The sequence below is a fragment of the Pseudomonas cichorii genome (genome assembly GCF_015471405.1).
GTDB classification, from domain to species: domain Bacteria; phylum Pseudomonadota; class Gammaproteobacteria; order Pseudomonadales; family Pseudomonadaceae; genus Aquipseudomonas; species Aquipseudomonas serbiensis.
Genome location: NZ_BLVZ01000001.1, coordinates 446,296 through 459,700, shown reverse-complemented (window position 1 = coordinate 459,700; position 13,405 = coordinate 446,296). Strand labels below are relative to the sequence as shown.

1 protein-coding gene (cut by a window edge) is annotated in these 13,405 nt (G+C 60.2%); it reads left to right on the top strand.

The window, feature by feature from the left end; translation table 11 throughout:
- Window positions 1-120 precede the first annotated feature (120 nt).
- Window positions 121-13,405 carry the 5' end (the start) of a non-ribosomal peptide synthase/polyketide synthase gene (locus JL015_RS01485; RefSeq protein WP_201017128.1) on the top strand. It continues 17,588 nt past the right edge of the window, so 13,285 of the gene's 30,873 nt are visible here — the first part of the coding sequence; it begins with the start codon at window positions 121-123; its stop codon lies off the right edge, out of view.

Below are 13,405 nucleotides of genomic sequence, written 5' to 3'. Positions count from 1 at the left end.
AGTCCAGAACCGATGCTCTAGTTTTTTCCCATCCTAGAAAGGCGGTCTTTCGCCTCTTTCGTGAAGTCGCCTTGTGTTTGCCGCCGACTTTTCCAGAACTCATACAGCGCAGGTTATTCGATGCTCTTCAACGAATTGATGGCTATCATTTCCGGTCACCCGATCCGCCTCCAGCACGAGGAAGGTGACCTTGTCATTCTGGGGGATGACGAGGGTTTCGATGACGCGCTGATGGACAGCATGCGCCTGCACAAGCATGCGCTGATCGACCTGGTGAAGAGAAACGGTGGCGACTGGCTGAGCCCGGCCTTTCGCATTACCCCGGACATGCTGCCCCTGGCCGGCCTTAGCCAGGAAGCGATTGACCGGATCGTCGAAACCGTGCCGGGCGGTGCGGCAAACGTACAGGATATCTATCCGCTGGCGCCGTTGCAGGAGGGCATTCTTTACCACCATATCTCGGCCACCCAGGGCGACCCCTATGTCTTGCACACGATATTCGGTGCAGAAAGTCTTCAGCGGCTTGAGCACTTTGCCCAGGCCCTGCAAGGCGTCATGGACCGGCACGATATCCTGCGCACTGCCATTGTCTGGGAAGGTCTCGACGAGCCCATGCAGGTGGTCTGGCAAGAAGCCCGGCTAGGCTTTGATGAAGTCGTCCTGGACCCTGCCGATGGCGATATCGCCCGGCAACTGCAAGAGCGCTTCGACACCCGCCATTACCGGATGGATGTTCGACAGGCTCCGCTGATGCGTCTTGTCTGGGCGGCCGACCCACTCAACTCGCGCTGGGTGGCGATGCTGCTGTTCCATCATATGGCCCTCGACCATGCTGCGCTGGAACTGGTGCAGCATGAAACCCAGGCATTCCTGCTGGGCGTCGAGGACTCGTTGCCCGAAGCGGTTTCCTATCGCAACTATGTGGCTCAGGCACGTCAGGGGGCAGGGCGCGAGTCCCACGAAGCGTTCTTTCGCGACATGCTCGCGGATGTTGAAGAGCCGACCCTGCCATTCGGTTTCACCGATGCCCTGAACCCCGATGTGGTGATCGAAGAAGCCCGGCTGCCGGTGGATGAAACACTGGGCGCTACTCTGCGAGGTCATGCCCGGCGCCTGGGCGTAAGTGCCGCGAGCCTGGTGCATCTGGCCTGGGCGCAAGTGCTGGGCCGTATATCCGGCCGTGAAGACGTGGTGTTCGGCACCGTACTGATGGGCCGCATGCAAGGTGGCGAGGGTGCCGACCGTGCCCTGGGCCTGTTTATCAATACCTTGCCGTTGCGGGTCGAACTGGGTAGCCAGAGTGTGGATGCCAGTATCAAGGCCACTCACCAGCGCCTGACCGGTCTGCTGGGGCATGAACATGCATCGTTGGCCCTGGCCCAGCGTTGCAGTGGCGTGGCGGCACCGACACCGCTGTTCGGTTCGCTGCTCAACTATCGCCATGGCAGCGCGGCACAGGCTGTGACGACCCAGGCCCGTGAAGCCTGGCATGGTTTGCAGATACTGGGGGGTGAAGAGCGAAGCAACTACCCGATCACCGTTTCGGTGGACGATCTGGGCGACCGTTTCGTCATCAGCGTTCTGGCCCTGGCACAAATCGGCGCACAGCGGATCGGCGACTATCTTTCGAGCGCATTCGAGCAACTGGCTCAGGCGCTGGAGCAGGACCCTCGGCGTGCCTTGAGCACGCTGGACCTGCTGCCGGCTGCCGAGCGCAATCAGTTGCTCACCGCATTCAACGACACAATGCGCGCTTACCCTCGCGACAGCAGCGTCACGGCGCTGTTCGAGGCCCATGCCAGCCTTCATCCCGAGGCACCGGCGGCAGTGCATGGCGAGCAACAGCTCGGTTATGGCCAGTTGAATGAGCGTGCCAATGTGCTGGCGGAGTATTTGCGCGCAGCGGGCATCCAGCCGGGTGATCGGGTCGCCATGGAGCTGGAGCGCTCATTCGAGCTGCTGATCAGCCAACTGGCGATTCTCAAGTGCGGCGCGGTCTATGTGCCTCTGGACGTCAATGCACCTGCCGAACGTCTGCAATTCATCCTTGAGGACAGCCAGGCCCGTGTATTGCTGAGTGTGAGCAGTCGTGCGCCACTGGCCGGTATTCCGCGTCTGGATCTCGATACCCTGAATCTGGACGCTGAGGCTGAACCCGTACCGCAACAGGCGCTGGTCGGTGGTGCGCCGGCTTACGTCATGTACACCTCTGGCTCCACCGGAACGCCAAAGGGTGTGCTGGTGACACACCGGGCAATCAGTCGCCTGGTCATCGATAACGGTTACGCCGACTTCAATGCCGCAGACCGCGTAGCGTTTGCCTCCAACCCGGCGTTCGACGCCAGTACGCTGGAAGTCTGGGCCGCGCTGCTCAATGGCGGTTGCGTGGTCCTGGTGGATCAGGACGTTCTGTTGTCGAGGGCGCATTTCGCCGGGTTGCTGCTGGAGCAGTCGGTGAGTGTGCTGTGGATGACGGCTGGCCTGTTTCACCAATATGCATCGGGCCTGAGCGATGCATTTGCCCGGTTGCGTTATCTGATCGTCGGCGGCGATGTGCTCGACCCCGTGGTGATTGCCCGGGTCCTGGCAAATGGCGCGCCCCGTCACCTGCTCAATGGCTATGGACCCACCGAAGCGACCACCTTTTCCACCACCTGGGAGATCGAGCGGGTCGACGGGCCGAGCATTCCTATTGGTCGACCTATCGGCAATAGCCGGGTTTATGTACTGGATGCTTATCTGCGGCCCGCGCCGCTGGGTGTGACGGGAGAGCTGTACATCGGCGGTGATGGCGTTGCCAGGGGCTATCTGAACCGTCCCGACCTGACCCTTGAAAAATTCATTCCCGATCCGTTTGGCACAGACACCGACGCCAGGCTTTACCGTACTGGCGACCTGGGTTGCTGGCGGCCTGACGGCAGCATCGAGTACCGCGGGCGTAACGACGATCAAGTGAAGATTCGTGGTTTCCGGATCGAGTTGGGTGAAATATCAGCGCGTCTGAGCACCTGTGCCGGTGTTGCCGACGCCACAGTGCTGGTCCGCGCCGAACAGGACACACCCGGTCAGAAACGTCTGGTGGCCTATGTCATTGCGCAAGCGGGCGTTGAACTCAGTGCCCAGGCCTTGCGTGATGAATTGCTTGGCTCGCTGGCCGAGTACATGGTGCCTGCTGCATTCGTGATGCTTGACGCCTTCCCGCTGACGGCCAACGGCAAACTGGATCGTCGCGCCTTGCCTGAACCGGGTGCTGAAGCCTTCGCCAGCCGCGAGTATGAGGCGCCTCAGGGGCCGGTCGAGGAAACCCTTGCCACGCTCTGGGCGCAGTTACTGAAGGTAGAGCGAGTGGGGCGCTTCGATCATTTCTTCGAACTGGGCGGGCACTCGTTGCTTGCCGTCAGCCTGATCGAGCGCATGCGTCAGGTGGGCCTGCGCGCCGATGTGCGGGTGCTGTTCAGTCAGCCGACCCTGGCGGCACTGGCTGCTGCGGTCGGCGAGAGTCATGAAATCAGTGTTCCGGCCAACGTCATTGGCATCGATAGCCAACGCATCACTCCCGCCATGCTGCCGCTGGCGGATCTGGATCAGACGTCCATCGACCGTATCGTGGCCAGCGTGCCGGGTGGTCTTGCCAATATTCAGGACATCTACGCTCTTGCTCCGTTGCAGGAAGGCATTCTTTATCACCATCTGGCGGCCGAACAGGGTGATCCCTATGTGTTGCAGACGCTGTTTGGCATGGCGGATCGCGGTCGCCTGAGTGATTTCGTTCAGGCGCTGCAAGCCGTTGTCGATCGTCATGACATTCTGCGCACTGCTGTGTTCTGGGAAGGCCTCGACAGCCCGGTGCAAGTGGTCTGCCGTCAGGCACAGTTGAGTGTCGAGGAGGTCAGCCTCGACCCGACGCAAGGCGATATCGCCGAGCAATTGCAGGCGCGCTTCGATCCACGGCATTTCCGTCTCGATCTGGCTCAGCCGCCACTGTTGCGCATCCTGTTTGCCGAAGATACGGCCAATCAGCGGTGCGTCGCCTTGCTGCTGTTCCATCACCTGGCGCTGGACCATACCGCGCTGGAAGTGGTCCAGCATGAGATGCAGGCCTGGCTGCTGGGGCGTCAGCAGGAACTGGGCGAAGCCATCGCCTATCGCAACTATGTAGCTCAGGCCCGTCTGGGCGTCAGTCGTGAAGCTCACGAGTCATTCTTTCGCGGCATGCTGGGTGAGGTCGATGAACCGACGCTGCCTTTCGGCTTGCAGAATGTGCAGGGCGACGGCGGTGGTGTCGAAGAAGCAAAACAGGCACTGGCCGAAGGTCTGGATCAACGCCTGCGGGCCCAGGCTCGTCATCTGGGCGTGAGCCTGGCCAGCCTGGTGCATCTGGCGTGGGGCGTGGTGCTGGGAGCAATCGCCGGCAAGCAGGATGTGGTGTTCGGCACTGTGCTGATGGGCCGCATGCAAGGCGGCGAAGGCACGGATCGCGCCATCGGCCTTTTCATCAACACCCTGCCGTTGCGCCTGGCAGTAGGTGAGCAGGGCGTACGCGCCGGTGTCAGGGCGGCCCACGAACGGCTGACCGACTTGCTCGGCCACGAACATGCCTCCCTGGCTCTGGCCCAGCGTTGCAGCGGCGTGCCAGCATCCATGCCGTTATTCAGCGCACTGCTCAACTATCGCCACAGCGCTGCGGGCACCATCACGCCGGAAGCCTTGCAGGCCTGGAAAGGTATCGAAGGCCTGTCCGGCGAAGAGCGAACCAACTATCCGCTGACCCTGAACGTCGACGATCTGGGCGATAACCTGCTGCTGACTGCGCTGGCTCAGGAAGGTGTGGATGCCCGGCGTGTCTGCGGCTATATGCAGGCGGCCTTGCTGCAACTGGTCGAAGCACTGGAACTGACACCACAGGCACCACTGCGCAGCCTGTCGGTCTTGCCGGAAACCGAACGCGAACAGTTATTGCAGGGTTTCAACGATACGAGCGCCGAGTACCCGCTTGATCAGACCGTGCATGGCCTGTTCGAGGCTCAGGTTGAACGTACGCCGGATGCGGTTGCCGTGGTTTATGGCCATGAACATCTGATCTATGCCGAACTGAACCAGCGCGCCAACCGACTGGCCCATCACTTGCGCAGCCAGGGCGTTGTGCCCGATTCGCGGGTGGCGATCTGCGTCGAACGCGGTATCGATATGGTGGTCGGGCTGCTGGCTATTTTGAAAGCTGGTGGTGGTTATGTGCCTCTGGACCCGGCTTATCCGGTGGAGCGACTTGCCTACATGCTGCAGGACAGTGCGCCTGCGGCTGTATTGGCGCAGACTGCGACTCTGGGCTTGTTGTCGGCTGCTGATGTGGCTGTGGTCAATCTGGATGAGGTGAGCTGGCAGGACAAATCCGCCTCCAATCCTGTGATTGAAGGCCTGACGCCTGCCCATCTGGCTTATGTGATCTACACCTCGGGTTCTACCGGTCTGCCGAAAGGCGTGATGATCGAGCACCGTAATACGGTCAACTTCCTGACCTGGGCACAACAGGCGTTTGAGCCGGAAGTCCTGGCCAAAACCCTGTTCTCGACCTCACTGAACTTTGACCTGGCCGTTTACGAGTGCTTTGCACCGCTGGCTTCTGGCGGCAGCATTGAAGTGGTCAAGAACGTGCTGGCCCTGCAAGAGTGCGAACATGACGTCACCTTGATCAATACCGTTCCTTCAGCACTTAAAGCATTGCTGGAGTCGGGCGGCCTTCAAGAAGGCGTTCATACCGTTAACGTCGCGGGTGAGGCCCTTAAAGGTTCGCTGGTTGAAAGGCTATTCGCTGAAACCGGCGTCAAGCGCCTGTGCAACCTCTATGGCCCATCGGAAACCACCACCTATTCAAGCTGGGTGGCCATGGATCGTGAAGACGGTTTTGCGGCCCATATCGGCAAGCCGGTCGCCAATACTCAGTTCTACCTGCTGGATGAACATCGCCAGCCGGTGCCGCTGGGTGTTCCGGGCGAAATCTATATCGGCGGCGCGGGCGTGGCTCGCGGTTATCTGAATCGCGATGACCTGACCGCCGAACGCTTCCTTGACGATCCATTCAACGCCGGAGCGCGCATGTATCGCACCGGCGACCTGGGTCGCTGGTTGGCGGATGGCAATATCGAGTATCTGGGCCGTAACGACGATCAGGTCAAGATTCGTGGTTTCCGTATCGAACTCGGCGAGATCGAAGCCAAGCTGGCTCGTCATACCTCCGTCAAAGAGGCTGTGGTCATGGCCCGTGAAGACGTACCGGGCGATAAGCGTCTGGTTGCCTACTTCACCTCGACAGGTCAAACAGCCGATCTGGAAATCCTGAGATCGCATCTGCAAAGCCAGTTGCCGGACTATATGGTTCCAGCGGCCTATGTCCATCTTGAAAAACTGCCGCTGACACCAAACGGAAAGCTGGATCGCAAGGCGCTCCCCGCGCCAGACCAGCAAGCCCTGATCAGCCGAGGCTATGAAGCGCCGCAAGGCGAAACCGAAATCACTCTGGCGCAGATCTGGGCCGATGTGCTCAAGGTCGAGCGTGTAGGGCGTCATGACCACTTCTTCGAGCTGGGCGGTCACTCGTTGCTGGCTGTCACTCTGATCGAGCGCATGCGTCGCAAGGGATTGTCGGCCGATGTGCGAATCCTGTTCAGTCAGCCAACCGTTGCCGCGCTGGCTGCTGCCGTTGGCCATAACCGCGAAGTCGTGGTTCCGGCCAATCTGATCGGGCCGGGCTGCACCCGCATTACGCCTGAACTTCTGCCGCTGGTGAACCTCGACCAGCCGGCCCTGGACCGTATCGTGGCCAGCGTGCCGGGCGGTGCAGCCAATGTGCAGGATATCTATCCGCTGGCGCCGTTGCAGGCGGGCATTCTTTATCACCATGTATCCGCCGCTCAGGGCGATCCTTACGTTCTTCAGGCGACCTTTACGGTCAGGGATCAGGCACGTATCGAATCCTTTGCCACGGCTTTGCAGAAGGTTATTGACCGGCATGACACCTTGCGCACCTCGGTATTCTGGGAAGGGCTGGAAAGCCCAGTGCAAGTGGTCTGGCGTCAGGCGCAACTGGTGGTGGACACCCTTGAGCTGAATCCCGTGGACGGCGACGTTGCCATCCAGATTCGTGAACGATTCTCTACCCACCATCACCGCCTTGATCTGGGGCTGGCACCTCTGATGCGCCTGGCCTGCGCCTTTGATCAGAACAAAGGACACTGGGTCATGCTGCTGATGTTCCACCATATGGCGCTGGATCACACGGCCCTTGAGGTGGTACGTCATGAAATGCAGGCGTTCATGCTGGGCGAAGGGGATTCGCTGCCCGCCGCCATGCCTTATCGCAATTACGTGGCCCAGGCCTGCCTGGGGTTGAGCGAGCAGGACCATGAAACCTTCTTCCGCAGCCAGCTCGGTGATATCGAGGAATCGACCCTGGCATTTGGTCAGGCAGGCGTGCGAGGCGACGGGAGCGGTATCGAGGAAGCCAGGATTGCTCTGGATGACGAACTGAGCCTGCGAGTACGGGCTCAGGCCCGGAAACTGGGCAGCAGTGCAGCCAGCGTATTGCATCTGGCATGGGCACTGGTTGCCCGTGCGGCTTGCGGTCGCGATCAGGTGGTTTTCGGTACGGTGCTGATGGGGCGTATGCAAGGGGGCGAGGGTTCAGACCGTGCCCTGGGCATGTTTATCAATACCTTGCCGCTGCGAGTGGATATCGATGCCCGCAGTGTGGTTGAAGGCGTGAAATCCACTCATGCGCGCCTTACCGCGTTGCTTGGTCATGAGCATGCTTCATTGGCTCTGGCCCAGCGTTGCAGTGCCGTTGCCGCACCTGCGCCGCTGTTCAATACCTTGCTCAATTACCGTCATAGCTCAGCCGACGTCACCTCCGATCAGGCGCTGTCGGCCTGGGACGGTATCGAAAGCCTGAGCAACGAAGAGCGCACCAACTACCCGCTGACCCTCTCCGTGGATGATCTGGGCACAGGCTTTGCCATCACAGCACTGGCAATGACCGAGATCGGCGCACAGCGGGTTTGCGACACATTGGCGTGTGCGCTGGCAAACCTGATCGATGCACTGGAGTACCAACCGGATACCGCGCTTCACGCCATTGCCGTATTGCCGCAAGCCGAGCGCGAACAACTGCTGCATGGCTTCAACGACAGTGCCTGCGACTATCCACGCGACAGCTCCGTCCAGGCCTTGTTTGAAAGGCAAGTGGCCGAACGGCCTCAAGCTATTGCCGCAGTGCATGGCAAACAGGCGCTGACCTATGCCGAACTGAATGTCCGGGCCAATCGTCTGGCTCATCATCTGATTGGCCAAGGTGTGATTGCAGGCGATGCGGTCGCGATTCTGCTGCCACGCTCGCTGGATCTGCTGGTAGCGCAACTGGCAATCATCAAGTGCGCAGCCATTTATGTGCCGCTGGATATCAATGCGCCCCAGGAACGTCAGGCCTTTATGGTGCAGGACAGCGGTGCTCGCCATGTCCTGACCCATAGCAATCTGGTGATACCGCAAGGCGTTGCTCGCATTGATCTGGACAGCCTTGATCTGACTCATGAGCACGGTAATAACCCGGAGCTGGCCTGTTCCAGCGAAAGTGCGGCCTACATCATGTACACCTCGGGTTCCACCGGTACGCCAAAAGGTGTGCTGGTCCCGCATCGCGCCATTGCCCGTTTGGTGTTCAATAACGGCTATGCCGATTTCAACGTGCAGGATCGGGTGGCATTTGCCTCGAACCCGGCGTTTGACGCCAGTACCCTGGATGTCTGGGCGCCGCTGCTCAATGGCGGCAGTGTTGTGGTCGTCGATCAGGATGTATTGCTGTCGCTGCCTGAGTTCCGGGCTCTGTTGCTGGAACAGTCGGTCAGCGTGCTGTGGATGACGGCAGGCCTGTTCCATCAATATGCCTCGGGCTTGTACGACGCCTTTGCCCAGTTGCGTTACTTGATTGTCGGCGGCGATGTGCTCGATCCTTCGATCATTGCTCAGGTCTTGAAGCACGGCGCGCCTCAGCATCTGCTCAATGGCTATGGCCCGACCGAAGCGACCACGTTCTCGGCAACCCACGAAATCAAGGCCGTGGGTGAGGGCAGTATTCCGATTGGCAAGCCGTTGGCCAATACCCGGTTGTATGTGTTGGATGCCCGTCAGCAACCGGTGCCGCTGGGTGTTACCGGCGAGCTGTATATCGGCGGCGATGGCGTAGCGCTCGGTTATCTGAACCGTGCAGAGCTGACTGAGCAGGTTTTTGTTGCAGATCCCTTCAGTAATGACCCAGCCGCCCGTCTGTATCGCACTGGCGACCTGGCCTGCTGGCTGCCTGACGGTTCGGTGGAATACCGTGGCCGTAATGACAATCAGGTCAAGATCCGTGGTTTCCGGATCGAAATCGGGGAAATCGAAGCGCGTCTGGCGCAATGCGTCGGGGTCAAGGAGTCAGTAGTTCTGGCCCGTCAGGATGCGGACGGCGATGAAGCCCGTGGGCCGAAGCAATTGGTGGGTTATGTCACCGCTCTGCCGGGTGCGAGCCTGTCAGTGCAGGAGTTGCGCCGTGAATTGAGTGCTTCGCTGGCCGATTACATGGTGCCCGTGGCCTTTGTGGTACTGGACAGCCTGCCACTGACCGCCAACGGCAAGCTGGACCGTCGCGCATTGCCAGCGCCTGATGCCCAGGCCTATGCCAGCCGTGAGTATGAAGCGCCTGTGGGGCATGTCGAGTCGGTGCTCGCCGACCTCTGGGCCGATGTGCTCAAGGTCGAGCGCGTAGGGCGTCATGACCATTTCTTCGAGCTGGGCGGCCATTCGTTGCTGGCGGTCAAGCTGATCGAGAAGATGCGTCAACAAGGCCTCAGCGCCGATGTTCGCGTCCTGTTCAGCCAGCCAACGCTGATGGCCTTGGCTGCCGCAGTGGGCAACAGCACTGAAATCCGCGTTCCGGCCAACCTGATCGAGCCCGGTTGCACGCAGATCACCCCTGATATGCTGCCATTGCTGGATATCAGCGAAGCTTCGCTGGAGCGGGTTCTGGCGGCAGTGCCGGGTGGCGCAGCCAATGTGCAGGACATTTACCCGCTGGCCCCGTTGCAGGAAGGGATTCTCTATCACTATCTGACTGCCGAAGCTGGCGACCCTTATGTACTGCAATCGCAGTACGCCTTTGATAGTCGCGAACGTCTGGACGCTTTCATCGGAGCACTGCAGTCGGTCATCAATCGCCACGATATCCTGCGCACCGCAGTTCATTGGACTGGCCTTGATGAGCCAGTGCAGGTGGTCTGCCGCACTGTTACGCTGCAACCGCAATTCGTCGAACTTGATCCGGGCAATGGCCCGGTCGCCACGCAATTGTCGGCACAATTCGACGCCCGTCACTATCGTCTCGACCTGACCCGTGCGCCATTGCTGCACCTGGCTTGCGCCGAGGACAAGGAGCAGAACCGCTGGGTTGCCACGTTGCTGTTCCATCACCTGGCGCTGGACCATACCGCGCTGGAAGTGATGCAGCTTGAAATGCAGGCTTTCCTGCTGGGGACTGCCGATCAACTGGGTGCGGCAATGCCGTATCGCAACTATGTGGCCCAGGCCCGGCTGGGTGTAGAACCGGCTGCCCATGAGGCGTTCTTCCGCGAGATGCTGGGTGATATCAGCGAGCCGACCCTGCCATTTGGTGTGCATGATGTTCAGGGCGACGGCCAGGGTATCGAGGAGGCGCGAGCGCCGCTGGATATACAAGTCAGCAATCGTTTACGGCAACAGGCCCGCCAATTGGGCGTCAGCGCTGCCAGCCTGGTGCATCTGGCCTGGGCGCTGGTGCTGGGCAAGGTGTCGGCCACCGACGATGTGGTGTTCGGCACCGTATTGCTGGGCCGCATGCAAGGCGGCGAGGGTGCCGACCGTGCCTTGGGCATGTTTATCAATACCTTGCCATTGCGGGTCAGCCTGGACCGCAACAGTGTGCGTCAGGCGGTAAGCGAGGCCCATGGCCGACTCACCGGGCTGCTGGTCCACGAGCATGCGTCTCTGGCGTTGGCCCAGCGTTGCAGCGGCGTGGCAGCCACCACTCCGTTGTTCAGTGCGCTGCTCAATTACCGGCACAGTAATGCTGTTGTTACTCAGGAGAGCCTGAATGCCTGGGAAGGCATGCAGACCCTGGGCGGCGACGAGCGCACCAACTACCCGCTGACCCTGAACGTCGATGACTTGGGCGAAGGTTTCCACTTTACGGTGCTGGCACTGGAAAGCATCGGTGCCCGTCGAGTCTGTGACTATGTGCAGGTCGCGCTGGAGCAGTTGACCGATGCACTGGAGCAGGCACCGCAAACGCCGTTGAGCAACCTGTCGATTCTGCCGGGCAGCGAGCGTGAGCAACTGCTGTATCAGTGGAACGCCAGTGACGCGACCTTTGCCGATGACCAGTTGATTCATCGTGCTTTCGAGGCGTGGGCTGCAAAACAACCGTCGGCCACGGCGATTCGTTTCGAGGGCCACTGGTTGAGCTATGGCGAACTCAATGCCCGTGCCAATCAGGTGGCCCATCGCCTGATTGAACAAGGCATCCGCCCGGATGATCGTGTAGCGATCTGCGTCGAACGTGGTCTGAAAATGATCATCGGCCTGCTGGGGATTCTCAAGGCCGGGGCAGGCTATGTGCCGCTGGATCCGGCCTATCCGGCTGAGCGTCTGGCGTACCTGCTCAAGGACAGCGAGCCGCTGGCCGTGCTGGTTCAGAAAACCACGGTGGATGTGTTGTCGGGTGTGTCGGTGCCTGTCATCAATCTGGACGATGCCCGCTTGCAGGAGCAATCCGTCTCGAATCCGCAGGTTTTAGGGTTGACGTCTTCGCACCTGGCTTATGTGATCTACACCTCAGGCTCGACTGGCCTGCCGAAGGGCGTTCAGATCGAGCACCGCAACGTAGCCCGTTTGTTCTCGGCCACTCAGGCATGGTTCGACTTTGGCCCGACTGATACCTGGGCGCTGTTCCACTCGTTCGCTTTCGATTTCTCGGTCTGGGAAATCTGGGGCGCGCTGATACATGGCGGCGAGTTGCTGATCGTGCCGCAACTGGTCAGCCGCTCGCCGCAGGAATGCTATGCCTTGATCTGTGAAGCTGGCGTGACTGTGCTCAACCAGACGCCAAGTGCCTTCCGCCAGTTGATTGCGGCTCAGGGTGAAAGCCATCAGGCGCATTCATTGCGTCAGGTGATCTTTGGTGGCGAAGCGCTGGAAACCGGGATTCTCAAGCCTTGGTACGCAAGGCCGGTGAACGCCGGTACTCAGTTAGTAAACATGTACGGCATCACCGAAACCACGGTACACGTAACGTATCGAGCCTTGCAGGCTGCCGATGCCTTGCAGGCTGGCGTCAGCCCGATTGGTGTGCGGATTCCTGACTTGCAGACTTACGTGCTGGATGCCAATCGTGAGCCAGTGCCGGTCGGTGTTGTGGGTGAGCTGTATGTCGGCGGCGCCGGTGTGGCGAGGGGTTACCTGAACCGCCCTGAACTGAATGAAGAACGGTTTATCCCTGATCCTTTCAGCCAGCGTCCCGGAGCGCGCCTGTATCGCACTGGCGACCTTGCCCGCTGGACCGCCGAGGGCAGCCTGGATTACTTGGGCCGTAACGACGATCAGGTGAAGATTCGCGGTTTCCGTATCGAGCTGGGTGAAGTCGAGGCACAGCTTGCGGCCTGTACCGGCGTTCGCGAAGCGGTGGTTATCGCTCGCGAAGACATTCCAGGCGACAAGCGTCTGGTCGCTTATGTGATTCCTGAAGAGGGCACAACGCCGTCCGCCGCAGAGTTGCGTGACCAACTATTGCAAACCCTGGCCGAACATATGCTGCCAAGCGCCTTTGTGACGCTTGAGTCGCTGCCACTGACCACCAACGGCAAGCTGGATCGCAAGGCCTTGCCAGCGCCGGATCAATCGGCACTGGCCAGTCGTGCCTATGAAGCGCCTCAAGGCGAAGTCGAAGTGATCATTGCCGAACTCTGGCAAGAACTGCTGGATGTTGAGCAGGTAGGTCGTCATGACCACTTCTTCGAGCTGGGTGGCCATTCCCTGCTGGCGGTGAAGCTGATCGAGCGCATGCGTCAGCAGAACCTCAGCGCCGATGTTCGTGTGCTGTTTGGCCAGCCGACTCTGGCAGCACTGGCCGCTGCAGTAGGCGGGCAGACAGAAATAGTGGTGCCAGCCAATCTGATTACCGAAGGTTGCGAGCGGATTACCCCGGATATGCTGCCGCTGGCGGATCTGGATCAGGACGCTATCGACCGTGTGGTCGCCAGTGTGCCGGGCGGTATTGCCAATATTCAGGATATCTACGCCTTGGCACCTTTGCAGGAGGGGATTCTTTATCACCATCTGGCAGCCG